This is a genomic window from Marinobacterium sp. NO-S09, from assembly GCF_059179545.1.
Window position 1 is genome coordinate 2,221,945 of sequence record NZ_CP168954.1, and the last position, 17,248, is coordinate 2,239,192.

General features: G+C 54.2%; 17 protein-coding genes. 13 read left to right on the forward strand and 4 right to left on the reverse strand.

The annotated features are described in order from the left end of the window. Nucleotides 1–20 precede the first annotated feature (20 nt). Entirely contained in the window at nucleotides 21–1,910 is a 1,890-nt protein-coding gene (locus tag O3C79_RS10270) for an AMP-binding protein (RefSeq protein ID WP_494383034.1), read from the forward strand. A 106-nt stretch (nucleotides 1,911–2,016) separates the two neighbouring features. On the opposite strand, the gene O3C79_RS10275 is transcribed toward O3C79_RS10270, so the two are convergent. After that, entirely contained in the window at nucleotides 2,017–2,457 is a 441-nt protein-coding gene (locus O3C79_RS10275; RefSeq protein ID WP_494383035.1) for a hypothetical protein, read from the reverse strand. A gap of 233 nt (nucleotides 2,458–2,690) precedes the next feature. Here O3C79_RS10275 and O3C79_RS10280 point away from each other — a divergent pair, with 233 nt between their 5' ends. From O3C79_RS10280 to O3C79_RS10315, 8 genes are all read left to right on the forward strand, one after another. Then, the gene (locus O3C79_RS10280; protein ID WP_010322029.1) at nucleotides 2,691–2,879 is read left to right on the forward strand and encodes a hypothetical protein; all 189 of its coding nucleotides are present in this window, start codon (nucleotides 2,691–2,693) and stop codon (nucleotides 2,877–2,879) included. A 46-nt stretch (nucleotides 2,880–2,925) separates the two neighbouring features. Continuing rightward, complete coding sequence (locus tag O3C79_RS10285; RefSeq protein WP_494383036.1) at nucleotides 2,926–4,860, forward strand: alkaline phosphatase D family protein; 1,935 nt, start codon at nucleotides 2,926–2,928, stop codon at nucleotides 4,858–4,860. A gap of 66 nt (nucleotides 4,861–4,926) precedes the next feature. Then, on the forward strand, nucleotides 4,927–5,763 hold the full coding sequence (locus O3C79_RS10290) for an ion transporter (protein ID WP_494383037.1): 837 nt from the start codon (nucleotides 4,927–4,929) through the stop codon (nucleotides 5,761–5,763). After that, nucleotides 5,760–6,869 carry a cell division protein ZapE gene (gene zapE / locus O3C79_RS10295; protein WP_494383038.1) on the forward strand — a complete coding sequence of 370 codons (1,110 nt, stop codon included), beginning with the start codon at nucleotides 5,760–5,762 and terminating at the stop codon, nucleotides 6,867–6,869. Before O3C79_RS10290 ends, zapE begins: the two co-directional genes overlap by 4 nt. An 88-nt stretch (nucleotides 6,870–6,957) precedes the next feature. After that, complete coding sequence (locus O3C79_RS10300; RefSeq protein ID WP_494383039.1) at nucleotides 6,958–8,280, forward strand: DASH family cryptochrome; 1,323 nt, start codon at nucleotides 6,958–6,960, stop codon at nucleotides 8,278–8,280. A 100-nt stretch (nucleotides 8,281–8,380) separates the two neighbouring features. Then, nucleotides 8,381–8,827 carry a DUF3465 domain-containing protein gene (locus O3C79_RS10305; protein WP_494383040.1) on the forward strand — a complete coding sequence of 149 codons (447 nt, stop codon included), beginning with the start codon at nucleotides 8,381–8,383 and terminating at the stop codon, nucleotides 8,825–8,827. A 127-nt stretch (nucleotides 8,828–8,954) separates the two neighbouring features. Then, nucleotides 8,955–9,362 carry a GFA family protein gene (locus tag O3C79_RS10310; RefSeq protein ID WP_010322035.1) on the forward strand — a complete coding sequence of 136 codons (408 nt, stop codon included), beginning with the start codon at nucleotides 8,955–8,957 and terminating at the stop codon, nucleotides 9,360–9,362. 75 nt (nucleotides 9,363–9,437) lie between these two features. Beyond that, complete coding sequence (locus O3C79_RS10315) at nucleotides 9,438–9,860, forward strand: YccF domain-containing protein (protein WP_010322036.1); 423 nt, start codon at nucleotides 9,438–9,440, stop codon at nucleotides 9,858–9,860. Between the two features lie 54 nt (nucleotides 9,861–9,914). On the opposite strand, the gene O3C79_RS10320 is transcribed toward O3C79_RS10315, so the two are convergent. Next, nucleotides 9,915–10,790, reverse strand: a complete 876-nt coding sequence (locus tag O3C79_RS10320) for a GGDEF domain-containing protein (RefSeq protein WP_494383041.1) — start codon at nucleotides 10,788–10,790, stop codon at nucleotides 9,915–9,917. Between the two features lie 263 nt (nucleotides 10,791–11,053). Continuing rightward, entirely contained in the window at nucleotides 11,054–12,688 is a 1,635-nt protein-coding gene (locus tag O3C79_RS10325) for an electron transfer flavoprotein-ubiquinone oxidoreductase (protein WP_494385786.1), read from the reverse strand. A gap of 259 nt (nucleotides 12,689–12,947) precedes the next feature. Here O3C79_RS10325 and O3C79_RS10330 point away from each other — a divergent pair, with 259 nt between their 5' ends. Both O3C79_RS10330 and O3C79_RS10335 read left to right on the forward strand, forming a co-directional pair. Next, entirely contained in the window at nucleotides 12,948–13,697 is a 750-nt protein-coding gene (locus O3C79_RS10330; RefSeq protein WP_494383042.1) for an electron transfer flavoprotein subunit beta/FixA family protein, read from the forward strand. Next, nucleotides 13,697–14,626, forward strand: coding sequence for an electron transfer flavoprotein subunit alpha/FixB family protein (locus O3C79_RS10335; protein WP_494383043.1), 930 nt, complete (start codon nucleotides 13,697–13,699; stop codon nucleotides 14,624–14,626). Before O3C79_RS10330 ends, O3C79_RS10335 begins: the two co-directional genes overlap by 1 nt. A 96-nt stretch (nucleotides 14,627–14,722) precedes the next feature. Here the strand turns inward: O3C79_RS10335 and O3C79_RS10340 are convergent, their stop codons facing one another. Next, on the reverse strand, nucleotides 14,723–14,998 hold the full coding sequence (locus O3C79_RS10340) for a hypothetical protein (protein WP_076462542.1): 276 nt from the start codon (nucleotides 14,996–14,998) through the stop codon (nucleotides 14,723–14,725). A 248-nt stretch (nucleotides 14,999–15,246) separates the two neighbouring features. On the opposite strand from O3C79_RS10340, the gene O3C79_RS10345 reads away from it, so the two are divergent. Both O3C79_RS10345 and O3C79_RS10350 read left to right on the forward strand, forming a co-directional pair. Beyond that, complete coding sequence (locus tag O3C79_RS10345; protein WP_494385787.1) at nucleotides 15,247–15,843, forward strand: flavin reductase family protein; 597 nt, start codon at nucleotides 15,247–15,249, stop codon at nucleotides 15,841–15,843. Nucleotides 15,844–15,926: 83 nt separating this feature from the next. Beyond that, nucleotides 15,927–17,243: a Na+/H+ antiporter family protein gene (locus tag O3C79_RS10350; protein ID WP_494383044.1), complete on the forward strand. Its 1,317-nt coding sequence runs from the start codon at nucleotides 15,927–15,929 to the stop codon at nucleotides 17,241–17,243. Nucleotides 17,244–17,248 lie beyond the last annotated feature (5 nt).

Below are 17,248 nucleotides of genomic sequence, written 5' to 3' on the forward strand. Positions count from 1 at the left end.
AAAATAAACCGAGGTAGAGCATGGATTACACACAAGAATACCGGGCATCCATTGAGAACCCCGAAGCCTACTGGGCAGAGCAGGCCAAAAATATCGCCTGGTTCAAGGCACCCGAAACCACGTTGACCACCACTGACTGGGGTACCCACAGCTGGTATGCCGATGGTGAGCTGAACACCTGTTATCTGGCAGTGGATCATCAGGTTGAACAGGGCCGCGGTGAGCAGGTGGCTCTCTATTATGATTCCCCGGTCACTGATACCAAGGAAGCGATCACCTATAACGACCTGAAGGACCGTGTCAGCCGTTTTGCCGGCACCCTGCGCAAGCTGGGCGTGGAGAAGGGCGATACTGTCGTCATCTATATGCCCATGATTCCGGAAGCAGCGGTGGCCATGTTGGCTTGTGCGCGTCTCGGGGCGGTGCATTCGGTCGTATTTGGCGGCTTTGCGCCTAATGAGCTGGCCATCCGTATCGATGACGCCAAGCCCCAGGTTATTCTGACTGCATCCTGCGGCATCGAGTTTGACAAGAAAATAGCTTACAAACCGCTGGTCGATAAGGCGGTCGAGCTGGCCACTCATACGCCGCCGCACACGCTGGTTTGCCAGCGACCGATGCTGACGGCTGATATGGACCCGTCCCGCGATCTGGACTGGTATCAGGCTCAGGAGGGTGTGGAACCAGCCGAGTGTGTGCCGGTGAAAGGTTCCGATCCACTCTATATTCTCTACACCTCCGGTACGACCGGTCAGCCCAAGGGCATTGTGCGTGATAATGGTGGCTACGCCGTGGCGCTGCGCTATGCACTCAATAATGTCTATGGCATGAACGCGGGTGATGTCTGGTGGGGGGCCTCTGATATCGGCTGGGTTGTTGGCCATTCATTCATTGTCTATGCGCCGCTCATGGGGGGCTGCAGTGCGATCTTCTATGAAGGCAAACCGATCAAAACACCGGATGCCGGTGCGTTCTGGCGCATTATTGAGGAGTACAAGGTCAACTCCATGTTCTGTGCGCCGACGGCTTTCCGTGCAGTGCGCAAGGAAGATGCCCAGGGCGAACTGGCGCAGAAGTATGATCTGAGCAGCCTGCGCTGGATCTTTGTGGCCGGTGAAAAGCTGGACTCCTCAACCTACTACTGGCTGGATGATCTGCTTAAAGTGCCCGTGGTTGACCACTGGTGGCAGACCGAAACCGGCTGGCCGGTTACAGCGCCAATGATGGGCTGGGAGCAGCCGTCAAAACCTCGCCTGGGCTCTACCAACAAGCCGATTCCGGGGTATGACATTCAGGTGCTGGATGGTGATGGCCAGGAAGTCGAGCACGACGAAGCCGGTAACATCTGTATCAAGCTTCCGTTGCCGCCGGGTGTTGCCTGGAGTATCTGGAACAACAATGACCGATTCGTCAGCTCCTATCTGACGGCTTTCCCGGGTTACTACCACACCGGTGATGGCGGTTTTAAAGACGAAGATAACTACGTCTACATTACCGGTCGTACCGATGATGTGATCAACGTCTCCGGCCACCGTCTGTCGACCGGTGAAATGGAAGAGGTTGTGTCAGCGCATGAGGCGGTTGCGGAGTGTGCAGTCATTGGCATGAATGACTCCTTGAAGGGGCAGGTGCCGGTAGGGCTGATCGTTCTCAAGGCCGGTGTCGAGATGGAAGAAGCCGAGCTCGAAAAAGAGCTGGTAGCCATGGTGCGTGACCAGGTTGGTGCACTGGCCTGTTTCCGTCGGGCAGTGGTGGTACAGCGCTTGCCGAAAACCCGCTCTGGCAAAATCCTGCGTGCCATTCTGCGCAAGATTGCCGCCAGCGAAGACTACAAGATGCCATCCACCATCGATGATGAAAGCATCTTGCCGGAAATCGAAGAAAAAATTCGGGCAGTTGGACTCGCCTGATGCTCCACAGGGCCCTTGGGGGCCCTGACTCTCATGGCATGTGTTGCTACATGTCCGCCAAGGATGGCCTCTCGGATCTTGAGGGAAGCAATTCCCTCTTTTTTGGTTAGCGGAAACGCGCTATTTCTTTACAGGTATCGGTCTCTGCATCGTGGTGGATCAATTCCACGCGATACTGGTTGCCCGTCAATCGCTCCAGCGACTTCTCGATAAGTCCGAAACCAAAGAAACAGATCGACCTTTGTCCCACCGGGGACGCTTCCACCTGCCCAAGGTGGTTGAACTCGCACCCCTTGATTTTAATCGCTACAGAGTCTCCCTCCGGTTTCATTTCAACCTTGTCAAAGGTGCCGATACTGCTCAGGGCATTGCCAAGCAAATCGCAGGCGTCTTCCGGGGCCAGATCAGCCGGCCATTCCGGCCATAGTTCTTCACTGCTGTGTGTGCCCATGTCGCGCATGGTGGCGTGAGCGCCCATACGTCCGAGCATTTCCGTAAGTCCGGTTGAGATACGGGCGAGAATGACATTGCGGGGATCGATCGACATGTAAGCACTCCTTGCTTAGAGCTGTTGGTATAAAACGCCCGCGACAGTTCAGTGTCGGGCAATATTCCTTCATCTTATAAGGTTATTTCTCGGGTGCTATTGATCTGGCACCTACCCAAGGCGGTATAAAGAAAAAGCCGGCGTTGCATTGGGGCTGGCCCTCGACTTCACGCACAGGCACAATACGCTTGAGCAGAGCGATCCTGTCTCTGACCCAATGAGGAGGGCACACCATGAGCCAGAACACACCCCATCCCAAGTTTATTGAAGCCATGCGACAGTTGTCCGCGATGAGCGAGGAGGAGCGGTTGTCCGAAGAAAACAAGGACTTGTTCGAGCAGGCGATGAACTATGCCCCTCTCGATATTCAGCCGGCCTTAATGGCGATTCGCAAAAAATACGACGATCCAGCCGTTCACTGAATCAAGGTATTGCTCTGGCCCGAGTGGATCGGGCCAGATTATCTGCATGACGCATTCTGACGTAAATACTCATACCGCTTCCTCTCCCATTCTTGTCGGCCCGATTCTAAGACGTATCGCGCCTGACGAGCTGACAACCTGGTGTCTCTCGACTGTCCCGCTGCAGTTTGCCATTGGATTGACGGCCGAGGGCGAAACCCTGCTGGACCGTCCCGTCGAAACGGACGAGTGCTGGCACATGCCGCTCGGCAATCGGGCACATGCCTACCTGCTGCATGTAAAACCGGATACGGCACTGCCGACTGCTGTACGCATCGACTACGATCTGAAAATTGCCCAGTCGCAGGGGCGATGGCGTTCGATTGCCGATTGGGGCGCGGATCTGCTGTACCCGGGCGAGGCTCTGCCTGGCTTTGTTATCCAGCCTCAGTTGACCTCCATGCTCCATGGCTCCTGCCGCAAGCCCCATCATGACTCCCTTGATGGTCTGGCGCGTGCCGATGACTGGCTCGCCGAGCGGCTGCAGCAGCCTGAAGACTGGCCTGCAGTGCTGATGATGAGCGGTGACCAGTTGTACGCCGATGATGTGGCGGGACCATTGCTTCAGGCCGCTCACCAGCTGGGTGACAAATTGCAGCTGTGGGATGAGCAGCTGGAAGGTGGCGGTGCCGACAGTGGTGCCGAACTGCGTGCCAGTCCGCACTGCTACTATGAGCGTGAGTTGCTCCTGCCGAAGGATCAACTGAGTCAGAATGTACGTGACAAGTTTTTCTCCGGTGTGCGCAAACCGATCTTCACCAGTGATTCTGCGCATAACCACCTCATCACCTTTGCCGAGGTGATCGCCAGTTACTGTCTGGTCTGGTCGCCGCGTGCCTGGGAAGGACTGAACCTGCGGCCGCTGCAGTTATCGGATGCGCACCAGGCACGATATGACAAGGAAGCTGAGGCTATTGCCGGGTTCCGTCAGCAGCTCCCGGCCGTACGGCGGGTTATGGCACATCTGCCGACCTACATGATCTTTGATGACCATGATGTCACCGATGACTGGAACCTCTCCGCCGCCTGGGAAATGTCGGCCTACGGGCATCCATTTTCCCGCCAGATTATCGGTAACACACTGATCGGTTATCTGATCTGCCAGGGCGCGGGAAACGCCCCGGACCGTATCCGCAAGCATCTGCGAGAGTATCTGGACAACTGGCTGCATAGTCAGGATCATGCCGACCATGAAAAACTGATCACTGAACTGTTTGCGTTTCAGCGTTGGGACTACCTGATTCCGGTGGAGCCGGGTGTGCTGGTGCTGGATACCCGTACCCGTCGCTGGCGCGCAGAACGAAACCTGGCGAGCCCCTCCGGCCTGATGGACTGGGAGGCATTGACCGAGCTGCAGCAGCAATTGCTGGAGCGCAAGGCGGTAATCATTGTGTCACCGGCTCCTGTATTTGGTGTGAAACTGATCGAGGCGATCCAGAAACTGTTCACTACCCTTGGTCAGCCATTGATGGTGGACGCGGAAAACTGGATGGCACATCCCGGTGCCGCCAATGTGATGCTGAATATTTTCCGCCATACACGGACCCCGGAGCATTTCGTAATTCTGTCCGGTGATGTTCATTACTCCTTCGTTTACGATATCGAAATCCGCTTTCGCAAGGGCAGCCCCAAAATCTGGCAGATCACCAGCAGTGGTCTGAAAAACGAGTTCCCCAAAGGTCTGCTGAAACTTTTCGACCGTGTAAACCGCTGGATGTATGCACCCTCATCCCCGCTAAACTGGTTTACCAAGCGCCGTCTTATGAAAGTATCGCCACGTAAGCCCGAAGGGGCGCCTGAAGGTTGCCGTCTGGTGAATAATGCCGGTATCGGACTGGTACGGTTTGCTGAAGATGGCGAGCCGGTTGAAGTCTGGCAGTTGGGCGCGGATGGCAAGGATGTGCGCTTCGATATGAGTGATGAAGAGGAACATTGGGGCTGAGCGGGCACTTGCGTATAATTTGCAGGTCCAAAATCAAACCGATTTTGTCTTGGAGACTCAGCCTTAATGACGCTTAACTGGAGCCGCCTGCAGGACCGCATGGAGCACCTGCGTGCCAACAAACTGTTCGAAACCTTTGTCATCGCCGTCATCATCGCGTCTGCGCTGCTGATTGGTGCCAAAACCTATGAGCAGTCTTCCCGCTTTGACCAATGGATCAACTGGCTAGATCTGGGTGTCACCCTGTTTTTCCTGTTTGAAATCATGGTGCGAATGGCGGCGGAAAAGCGCTTCATCAACTTCTTCAAGCAGGGCTGGAACATCTTTGACTTTGTCATTGTGGTTGCCAGCCTGGTACCCATCAACGAATCGGAAATGGTGCTGGTTGCACGCCTGCTCAGGGTCTTCCGTGTATTGCGACTCGTTTCACTGATCCCGGAACTGCGTGTGCTCCTCGCCGCCCTGGTGAAATCCATCCCTCGCATGGGTTATGTGGCGCTGCTGATGTTCATCATCTTCTATATCTATGCCGCCATTGGCAGCTTCATGTTCAACAGCGTTGATCCTGTACTCTGGGGCAATATCACCATTTCCATGTTGACCCTGTTTCGCGTGGCGACCTTTGAGGACTGGACCGATGTCATGTACGCCACCATGGTTGATTATCCCTATAGCTGGATTTTCTACCTGACGTTTATCTTCCTGACCGCTTTTGTCTTCCTCAATATGATGATCGGTATCGTACTGGATGTAATGCAGAAAGAGAGTGAAGCCCAGCAGCTGGAAAGTGGCGAGGGTGAGGCGGCTGATGTGCACTGGATGCGTGAACATATGGCGCAAATGAGTGAACAGCTGCACCGCATCGAGCGTCAGCTTGAACAGCAACAGGGCGGGAAGGAATGAGTCAGGCCGGACCGGTACAGCGCTATCAGGCCGCTCTGGAAGGTGGCTTTGTCGCCGATCCGGCCCAGGTAGATGCCGTTGGTTTGCTGGAAGACTGCTTCCAGCAACTGCAGGCGGGCCGGTCTGATGTATCCGGTGTATACATGTGGGGGCGTGTGGGCCGTGGTAAAACCTGGTTAATGGACCTGTTTGAGTCAGACCTGGCCTGTGCTTCCAGGCGGCAGCACTACCACCATTTCATGCGGGATATTCACCAGCGTCTGTTTCGTTTGAATGGCGTACCAGACCCGCTGACGGTCGTGGCCAGTGAGTTGGCGCAAGAAGTTCGTGTACTCTGTCTGGATGAATTCTTCGTTAATGATATCGGTGATGCGGTCGTGCTGGGCGGGCTGGTGCAGCGCCTGTTTGATCAGGGCGTTGTGCTGATTCTGACCTCCAATCAGCCACCGGATCAGTTGTATTCAGAAGGTCACAACCGGGAACGTTTGCTGCCGGCGATTGATGCCATTAAAACCCGGATGCACGTTATGCCTCTGGATGGGGAGCAGGATCACCGACTGCATCCGGGCGAACAACAGCAGCGTTATTGGTATCAAGCCGGCAGTCATTCCCCTTTGGCAGATGTGTTTCGCAGCCAGATGCGAGGGCAGGCAAAAAGCGGTCCCTTGGTGTTGAACAATCGCCAGGTCGACAGTTTGCAGCATGACGACCACCAGCTCTGGTGCACCTATGACCAGTTGTGTGAAGCACCGCTGGCTGCGGCTGAGTATATTGAGCTCTGCGACCGCTTTAATCACGTTTTGCTGACGGCGGTGCCCAGATTAAGTGGTGATCGCGAGTTGCCCGGTATTGCCCGCGGAACTGAAGACGCGGCGGCTCAGGTTGCTGCCGGTGACCGGACATTACCCAAGCTGACCGATAAGGATAACGGTGTGCGTCGTTTTATCGCGCTGGTGGATGAATGCTATGACCGGCGCGTTCCCCTATGGATTGAGGCTGAGGTCCCGATGGAAGAGCTGTATCCTGAGGGTTACCTGAGTTTTGCATTTCGGCGTACCCTGAGCCGGTTGCGTGAAATGCAGCTAAGGCGCTTCGGCAGCCGGTGAAAACGCCATAGCGCATCTTTCTGCGGCCTAAGATGTCGAACCGGTTACTTCCAATCTGCGTAACACCGGCAGATGATAAGGAGCTTTCATGACGACAGGACTTTTCTGGTTCACCCAAGACATTCGGCTGGACGACAACCCGGCTTTACAGCAGGCAGCGAGACAATGCGACCAGTTATTGCTGGTGTATGTACATGATCCGAGGCTGGAGCGTGCCGGCAACTTTAATGCGGCTCGAATGGGGAGGGCACGACGCAGGTTCCTGTTTGAGGGGCTTGCATACCTGAGGCAGCAGCTTGACGCCTGTGGTCAGCAATTGCTGGTTTTCACAGGTGACCCAGTTGAGGTATTGAGCGAGCTGGTGAGTCGCTACCGTATTGATCGACTGTTCTGTACCAGAAGCTCGGGTGTATACGAGCAGCGTCAGCTGTCTTCGCTGCAAAGCCGCTTTCCACACCTGAATGCGTCTATCCGTGATGGTTACACTCTATTTGATCAAAGCCAACTAACAGATATTGTTGATCCCTTTCCCGTCAGTTTTTCGGCCTTCAGGCGTCGGGTCGAGAAAGCACTGGATATCCCTCAGCCCTTGCCGCCGGTTCTGGACCTGCCGCCTGCACTGAAGATTGAGACAAGAGGTGAGCAGCTTTCAACGTCAGCCGGGTATCATAATGACACCTGGTTTGAGGGTGGAGAGCAGGAAGCACAGTCTCATCTGGAACGCTATTTCAGTTCGTTGCTGCCCTCAACGTACAAACAGGTTCGCAATGAACTGGATGGCCTTGAGAACGGCACGCGTTTTTCACCCTGGCTGGCACAGGGCAGCCTCTCTCCACGGCGAATCATGCAGCAGCTTAAACAGTATGAAGCCGGCCAGTATTCAAATGAGTCGACCTATTGGATTTTCTTCGAGTTGCTGTGGCGGGAGTATTTCCAGTGGTATGCGCATCATCATGGTGTCAGGCTGTACCACTTGAAGGGAATTCAAGGGTACTCACCGCTGACCAGTTTTTACCCTCAGCGTTTCAAGTCCTGGTGCGAGGGCACTACCCCCTGGCCTTTGGTAAATGCCTGCATGCGACAGCTTAAGCAGACAGGCTGGATGTCCAATCGGGGGCGTCAGATTGTTGCCAGTTACCTGGTCAATGAGCTGGCATTGGACTGGCGGTATGGTGCGGCCTGGTTTGAGCAGGAATTGCTGGATTATGACCCCGCCAGCAACTGGGGAAACTGGCAGTATCTGGCAGGCGTAGGGGCAGACCCGCGCGGGAAGCGTCGCTTCGATATTGCCAAGCAAACGCGTAAATACGACCCTGATGGTCGTTTCATAGAGTACTGGCAGGGCGATGAGCAGACCTTCGCTCTAGATCATGTAGATGCCTCCGACTGGCCTATACCACCTCGGCACTAGTTTCTGGCGTATTCGGATATTGTTTTTTTGACAGCCGGGCTCGCATTGATTCGCGTTTTTGATGAAGATATGTGCTTGGTTGAATGAAGGGACTCGCGTGATGAAAAAACTGGCTGTCGTATTGTTAATCGGCTTGGTTGCCGTTGGCTATCTGGAGCGTAATGCAGGGCTTGGAGACCTCTTTGGCAGCGAGCCGGTTTCTGCGGGTGCCAGTGCTTCTGACGCTATCGCCGAGGCGTTTCAGACACGGCAAAGTGATGTTCAGGTACAAGGCGAGGGCACTGTGGTTCACCTTTTACCCGATGACACCCGGGGCAGTCAGCATCAGAAGTTTATTCTGGAGCTGGCATCCGGCCAGACCTTGCTGATATCTCACAATATTGATCTTGCACCACGTATTAATGCACTGCGTAAGGGCGACCGTGTTCAGTTTTATGGTGAATACGAGTGGAACTCGAAAGGCGGTGTTGTGCATTGGACGCACCATGACCCGGCCGGGCGCCATGCCCATGGCTGGCTTAAGCATCAAGGTGTCACTTACCAGTAAAGACAGGCCTGATGATCGTAGCCGACTGAATGACTCTGAGTGTCACTTTGTTCTAGTCTTTCATCATTCAGGTTGCGATGATCTCGGGACCTGATAATTTGAATTTCCGGACAGAAAGGATCTCAGTATGAGCTACCCGATCAATGGTGCCTGTCAGTGCGGTGGTGTGACATACCAGCTACTATCTGAACCTCAGATGGTTGTTGCCTGCCACTGTAAGGAATGTCAAAAGCTCTCCACCAGTGCATTCAGCATTACCGCCATGGTCAATGCCGACCAAGTGAAATTTGAAGGCGAAATGGCTGATTGGAGCCGCCCGGCGGATAGTGGCAATATCAGTGCCGCAAAATTCTGCCCCGGCTGCGGCAACCGTATCTATCATTACAATCCGGCAGAACCCGACAAAATCAAATTGAAGCCATCAAATCTGTCGGATACCAGTATTATTAAACCGGTTGCCCATGTATGGGTAAGTGAGAAGCAGGACTGGTATACGATCCCTGAAGGGGTCAGGGTATTTGATAAGCAGCCCTGATAGGTTGAGCTGTTAGTGCTATGTTCAGCGTTGGCGGCCTAGTCTTGATGGATATATTTAGCAGGAGGCACTTTAGTGGCTGTTCTACGTTTTTTGGGTAATGTGCTTTGGTTCGTGCTGGGCGGGCTTGTAATGGGGCTGGCCTGGTGGCTGGCAGGATTGCTGGCAGCGATTACAATTGTGGGCCTTCCCTGGGCGCGCTCCTGTTTCGTGCTGGGCAGTTTTTCCTTTTTCCCCTTTGGTCGAGAAGCCGTCAGCCGTAAAGCCCTGACAGGCGAGGATGATCTTGGCACGGGTACTATTGGGCTGATCGGTAATATTATCTGGTTTATCTTTGCCGGTGTCTGGCTGGCGATTGGCCATCTGATGTCGGCTGTTGCCTGCTTTATTACAATTGTCGGCATACCCTTTGGTATCCAGCATTTGAAGCTGGCGCTGATTGCACTATCGCCAGTAGGGCAGACCGTTGTAGACAGTGACCGCCTGCGCTGGGATTGACCTGTCACGCTTGCGGTAGGCAGGCCAGGGTATGTCGGCCTTGGTCTGATGGTTTCAGGGTTGTTGTTTCAAAACAGCCCGATCTTTTCCTCTTTCTTTAGCCGTATACAGTGCCTGGTCGGCAGTATCCAGCCAGGCATCAGCCTTAACGGGGTTCTGCGTGTGTGCAATTCCGATGCTCACGGTGCAGGAAAATGTCTGCTGGTTTTCCAGCGTAAACAGGTGACTGGAAAAGCCGGTCATAATTCGCTGTGCCACAAGTTCGACTGCGCGTGGATGGGTGCCTTCCAGCAAGATCGCGAACTCCTCGCCACCATAACGAAATGCCAGGTCCTGCTCGCGGATACACTGTTTCATGGTGAGAGCCAGTTGCTGTATCACCTGGTCACCCATGGCGTGGCCATGGGTGTCGTTGACCTGTTTAAAGTTATCGATATCCAGAAACAGCAGGGCGCGTTGTTTTTCACCACTGGCAGCACGTTCGAGATGGTGATTAAAACTGGCGCGGTTACCCAACCCGGTTAACGCATCTGTTTCACTTAATTTCTGCAGTTGCTGGCGAGAGCGCTTTTGCTCTGAGCCCCACAGGTAGAGGCCAATGCTGATGAGCAGCATGCCAAGAGGCGTAGCGATATTCTCGATCAGCTGAGAAAGAGTGCCTTTAGTCATCAAGAATTCGTCTTCCACATCTTCCAGCGCACCCAGTGCCATAAGACAGAAGCCTGCGTAGAGCACCCAGAAAATGGTACGTGTCAGTTTGATGCGATGAAGCAGAATGACCCAAGTGAACAACAAGAGGGCAATGATGGATTCGCTATAGACTTCCTGACGTGAGACTTCATCCCAGCTGCGAAAGGGAGGCTCGAAAGAGATGACTGTAAGCCCGGCCGCCATCAGAAAAAATATAACCAGCGAAACCCAGTGAGGCATAGGGAGAGGAGCTCGTGAATAATAGTTCTTATTTTCAAACTACCCAAAACAATCCTGGCTGGCTACAGAATAATTCAGTGAATTGGATCTTTGAATAGTACCAAAACCACTTTGGGCTGTGCTCGTTGATGGGGCGGGTAAGTGGCGGATGCAGGTTCCCGAAATAATTTAACGCGTCTGGAAATTGTCTGTTCTATCTTTAAGCATTTTGGACCCATAATTAAAAAGCCGGTGCGAACACCGGCTTAAGAGCTTCAGGGCAACTACATATTCGGGTAGTTAGGTCCGCCCGCACCCTCAGGTACTACCCAGGTGATGTTCTGCGCCGGGTCCTTGATGTCGCAGGTCTTGCAGTGAACGCAGTTCTGACCGTTGATCTGGAACTGCGGGCCATCATCGCCTTCAACGACTTCATATACCCCTGCCGGGCAATAGCGTTGTGCCGGTTCGGCAAATTTGGGCAGGTTCTGGCTGATCGGGATGCTGGCATCCTTTAGCTGCAGGTGACAGGGCTGATCTTCCTCATGGTTGGTGTTGGAGAGGAAGACCGATGACAGCTTATCGAAGGAAAGTACACCATCCGGTTTCGGATACTGGATTTCCTGGCATTCGCTGGCCGGTTTCAGCTGTTCATGATCCTTGTGCAGGTCATGCAGGGTGACCGGGATCTTGCCGCCAAACCAGTTTTGATCAACGTAGTTGAAGGCGCCGCCCAGATAGGGGCCGAACTTGTGCATGGCCGGACCGAAGTTGCGGGCACGATAGAGCTCATCGTACAACCAGGACGAGGTATAAGCGTCGGTGAAGCCACTCAGGTCCTTGCCACCTTCGTCACCGGCAGTCAGTGATTCAGAAATGGCTTCAGCCGCCAGCATGCCGGACTTCATGGCGGTGTGGATGCCCTTGATCTTGGAAAAGTTCAGGGTGCCGGCATCACAGCCGATCAGCAGCGCACCGGGCATGGTCATCTTGGGCAGGGTATTGAAGCCGCCTTTGGTAATTGCGCGCGCACCATAGGAAACACGCTTGCCGCCTTCGAGATACTGTTTGATCTCGGGATGATGCTTCATGCGCTGGAATTCATCGAACGGGCTGAGATAAGGATTGGAGTAGTTCAGGTCGATGATCAAACCCACAACCACCTGGTTGTCTTCCGCGTGGTAAAGGAAGAAGCCACCACTGGCGCCATTACTGAGCGGCCAGCCAGAGCCGTGAACCACCAGACCAGGCTTGTGTTTGGCCGGGTCGATATCCCAGAGTTCCTTGATGCCGATGCCGTAGTGCTGAGGGTCGGCGTCCTTGTCCAGGGCAAATTTCTCGATCAGTTGCTTGCCAAGGTGGCCACGGCAGCCTTCGGAGAAAATGGTGTATTTGGCATGCAGCTCCATGCCGGGCATGTAGTTGGGGCCTTGCTCACCGTTGACGGTCACGCCCATGTCGCCTGTGGCAATGCCTTTCACGCTGCCATCTTCGTTGTACAGTACTTCAGCAGCGGCAAACCCGGGGAAGACTTCTACGCCCAGCTCTTCCGCGCGTTCACCCAGCCAGCGGGTCACATTACCGAGGCTGACAATGTAGTTGCCATCGTTATGCATGGTCTTGGGGACGAAGGCGTTGGGCAGTTTGGCTGCACTGTTGGCGTCTTTCAGCATGAATACCTGGTCTTCAGTCACCGGGGTCTTCAGCGGCGCGCCCTGTTCTTTCCAGTCGGGGAAGAGCTCATCCAGAGCGCGGGTTTCCATGACGGCGCCGGAGAGGATATGCGCACCGACTTCGGAGCCTTTTTCCACCACACAGACGGTCAGTTCCTGCTCGGCAGCCTGGGCCTGCTGCATCAGGCGGCAAGCGGCTGAAAGGCCAGCGGGGCCTGCGCCGACGATGACTACATCAAATTCCATCGATTCACGATTCACGGTTGTTCCTCCATCGGTGTGGATGCTGTGCTCTTATTATGTTGAACCACATCGTATGACATGTCTGTAAGACATCATAATAAGTAAAAACCCTTATTTGTAAAGCTTGATCCCCGTCACCTGGGGTGTTAACGATTGAAAATAGGGGATTTTGCGTATTCGTATTATCTGGTTATGATGCAGGCTGCACCCGCGAGAGGTGAGGCCCTGTAGAGCCAACAATACACAAGCAAAGGGTAAGGCAATGAAGGTTCTGGTAACGGTAAAGCGAGTTATCGATTACAACGTCAAGGTACGGGTCAAATCCGACAACACGGATGTTGATCTGAATAATGTGAAAATGGCAATCAACCCGTTCTGCGAGATTGCGGTTGAAGAGGCTGTTCGATTGAAAGAAGCGGGTACCGCGACTGAAATCGTCGTGGTTTCACTGGGTCCGCAGGCGGCTCAGGAGCAGCTGCGTACCGCGCTGGCGCTGGGTGCTGATCGTGCCATCCTGGTGCAGAGTGACGAAAATCTGGAATCCCTGTCAGTGGCCAAGCTGCTGGCAAAAGTGGTTGAGAAAGAACAACCGGATCTGGTGTTGATGGGTAAACAGGCCATCGATTCCGATAACAACCAGACCGGTCAGATGCTGGCGGCACTGACTGGCATGGGGCAGGGTACTTTTGCCTCCGAGGTCAAGGTTGAAGATGGCAAGCTTCAGGTGACACGGGAAGTTGATGGTGGTCTGCAGACGGTTGAATTGAACACGCCGGCAGTTGTAACGACCGACCTGCGTTTGAATGAACCGCGTTATGCGTCTCTGCCCAATATCATGAAAGCCAAGCGTAAGCCTCTGGAAACGCTGACACCGGCTGATCTGGGTGTGGAGATCAAGGCAAATACCAAGCTATTGAAAGTTGAGCCGCCTGCTGAGCGTTCTGCCGGTATCAAAGTGGCAGATGTGGCTGAGCTGGTCGATAAACTGAAAAACGAGGCGAAGGTGATCTGATGAGTATTCTGGTTATTGCTGAACATGACAATCAGGCGCTGAAGCCATCTACCCTGAGCACCTTGGCAGCGGCTGCGCAGATCGGCGGTGACGTTGCTTTGCTGGTCGCGGGCAATGGCTGTGCTGCTGCCGGTGATGCCGCCACCAAAGCCGAGGGCGTAGCTAAAGTGCTGTTGGCAGATAATCCGGCCTACGATCATGAGATTGCCGAGAACATGGCTGCACTGATCAAGTCGCTGGCCGAAGGTTACACGCATATTCTGGCACCGGCATCCGCCAATGGTAAGAACTTCATGCCGCGCGTGGCTGCGTTGCTGGATGTAGGTCAGATCTCCGACATCATTAAAGTTGAGTCGGCTGATACTTTTGCCCGTCCGATCTACGCCGGTAATGCGATTGCGACTGTACAGTCGCTGGATGCGGTTAAGGTTATTACAGTACGTGGTACGGCCTTTGATGCAGTCTCTGCCGAGGGTGGCAGTGCGTCTGTTGAAGCCCTGAGCCAGGTTGAAGATACCGGGCTGAGCCGTTATGTCAGCGAAGAGATGGCCAAGTCTGACCGTCCTGAGTTGACCTCGGCGCGCGTTGTGATTTCCGGTGGTCGTGGCATGGCTGACAGCGAACACTTCCATTTGCTGGAAAAAGTGGCGGACAAGCTGGGTGCCGCTGTAGGTGCTTCGCGAGCGGCCGTCGATGCCGGTTTTGCACCCAACGATATGCAGGTCGGTCAGACGGGCAAGATTGTAGCCCCTGAGCTCTATGTTGCGGTGGGTATCTCTGGTGCCATCCAGCATCTTGCTGGCATGAAAGACTCCAAGGTGATCGTTGCGATCAACAAGGATGAAGAGGCGCCGATCTTCCAGGTAGCGGACTATGGACTGGTTGCAGATCTTTTCACGGCACTGCCTGAGCTGGATGAATCGCTGTAACGTTTAACGAAAAAGGCCACGGCATATGCCGTGGCCAACTGTTTTCGCGGTCTCCTGCAGGCAGCGTATCTTCCCGTGTGGTCTAATCCCTGACGTTCAGGATGCCTGCTGTGTCTGGTGAGTGGGGTGGGTTGCGATAAAGTGCTGCAGTGCACTGTTCAGCAACGCCTGTTTTTCACGGTCACCGCAACGCTTGGCGCGTTCGATATCATCAATTATGAAGCGTTGAATACGCTGTTCACCGTCATGGGTGATCAGGTAATGACCCAAAGCAACCGCAATCATGGGGTCCATATGTTCGTGTTCGGCGATGGCGGCAATTTCATCAGCCGACAGTTCACTCATTTCCAGGCACTCTTCATAGGTCAACATACCGCTCCTCCTTTCATTATATTGGGGGTGGTTTGACTTTGAACCAGGAATCTACGTTTCTCAGTTTAGGGATCTATGGGTAATTATCGAGCCTTTCTGGCTGTATAATATTCATACAATTCCTGTGTTGATGTACTCCTGTTCATGCTGCATTTGCGAACAGGAATGCCGGTTCTGAGGTGCAGGTGTTATCCTGCTTGCTTTGCAATGAGTGAGCAGGAGCAATAATGGATCTTAGCCCCGGTCAGATGTCGCCAACTGATATTTATCATGCCTTGACGCAGATCATAATACCCAGGCCAATTGCATGGGTATTGAGCCCGAACGACGCTAAGGCCGAAAGTCTGAATTTGGCACCTTTCTCCTTTTTTAATGTGGTGTGCAGTGATCCTCCCATCCTGATGCTGTCAATGGGGAATAAATCGGACGGCACGCTTAAAGACAGTTGTCGCAACCTGCTGGAGCGCCAGGCATGTGTGATTCATATTGCCCAGGATGTGCAGGCAGCCCAGGTGTCCGATAGCGCACGAGAGCTGAACTTTGGCGAATCTGAACTTCATGGCACTGACCTGGAGCTTGTCGAATTCACCGGTACCTCTATGCAGCGTCTGCGTCAGGCACCTGTAGCCTTGGCTTGTCGGTTACATCAGCATCTGGAAGTCGGCAATAAGCCCCAGAGCCTTCTGTTGGTAGAAGTTGAGCACATCTGGGTGGACGATGAGGTGTGCTTCAACGATGGCAAAGGGCGGGTACGCTTTGATGCGGCGAAAATAAAACCCCTGGCTCGACTGGGTGGAGCTGAATATGCCAGCCTGGATCAAGTGTTTCGGGTTCAGCGTCCCTAGGCCTGTTTGACTTATCTTGACGACTGCTGCAGAGTGCGCGCTTTTTTGTGTCTTGCCAAGCTCAGCCTTGGAGGAGAAAAAGGATGAACGCTGTACTCGCGGCTGTTGTCGTGATGCTTGTATTAAGTCTGTTGCGTACCCCTGTGGTCGTGGCGCTGGTGGCTGGCGCCTTAACAGCAGGTCTGCTGTCCGGGATGGGGCTGGAGCATACGCTGGATGTGTTCAGCGGCGGTATTGGCGGCGGCGCTGAAGTCGCGCTCAGTTATGCCATGCTGGGTGGTTTTGCCGTTGCGATTGCCCAGTCAGGCCTTCCGCATGCCATGGCGGATATGGTCCAGCGCAAACTTGGGTCCACGCAGGGGGCTGCCAGCCGTACCGTCAAGTACGCTCTGATTCTGGCGCTGATTGCGGTAGCTATCTCATCACAGAACCTGATCCCGATACATATCGCCTTTATCCCGTTGCTGGTGCCGCCTCTGTTGATGGTGATGAGCAAAATGCAGCTTGACCGTCGACTGATTGCCTGTGTGCTGACGTTTGGCCTGGTGACGCCCTACATGTTTTTGCCCGTCGGTTTTGGCGGCATCTACCTGAACAATATTCTGCTGCAGAATGTGGCCGACAATGGCCTGGCAACCGATAACCTGAATGTGATGTCCGCCATGTGGATTCCCGCACTGGGCATGCTGGTGGGGCTGTTGCTGGCACTGTTCAATTATCACAAGCCGCGCCAGTACGACATGGAGCGTCTGCAGGCGGCCGAGCGGGTTGAGGTCAACTATAGTGCGGCACGCCTGGCATCAGTCGTGGTTGCGATTTTGGCGGCGTTCGGAATTCAGCTTTGGAGCGGCTCCATGGTGTTGGGTGCCCTGGCCGGCTATATGGTCTGTACCCTGACGGGCATCATCCGCTGGAAGCAGGCGGATGGCGTGCTGATTGACGGCATGAAAATGATGGCGATGATCGGTTTCATCATGATTACCGCGGCAGGTTTTGCCGAAGTCATGCGTGAAACCGGTGAAATCGCAACACTGGTGAGCGGGACAAGCGATCTGATCGGCGGAAACAAGGCATTAGCGGCACTGCTGATGCTGTTGGTTGGCTTGTTGGTGACCCTGGGTATAGGATCTTCGTTCTCAACCATTCCGATCATCGCGGCCATCTATGTGCCTTTGGCCCTGTCGCTGGGCTTCAGTCCACTGGCAATTGTGGCGTTGGTGGGTACAGCCGGTGCGCTGGGTGATGCCGGTTCGCCGGCCTCTGATTCAACGTTGGGCCCGACTTCAGGCCTGAACGTTGACGGTCAGCACCACCATATTTGGGATACAGTGGTTCCCACCTTCCTGCACTACAACCTGCCACTGTTGCTGGCAGGCTGGGCTGCGGCCATGGTGCTTTAAATTCT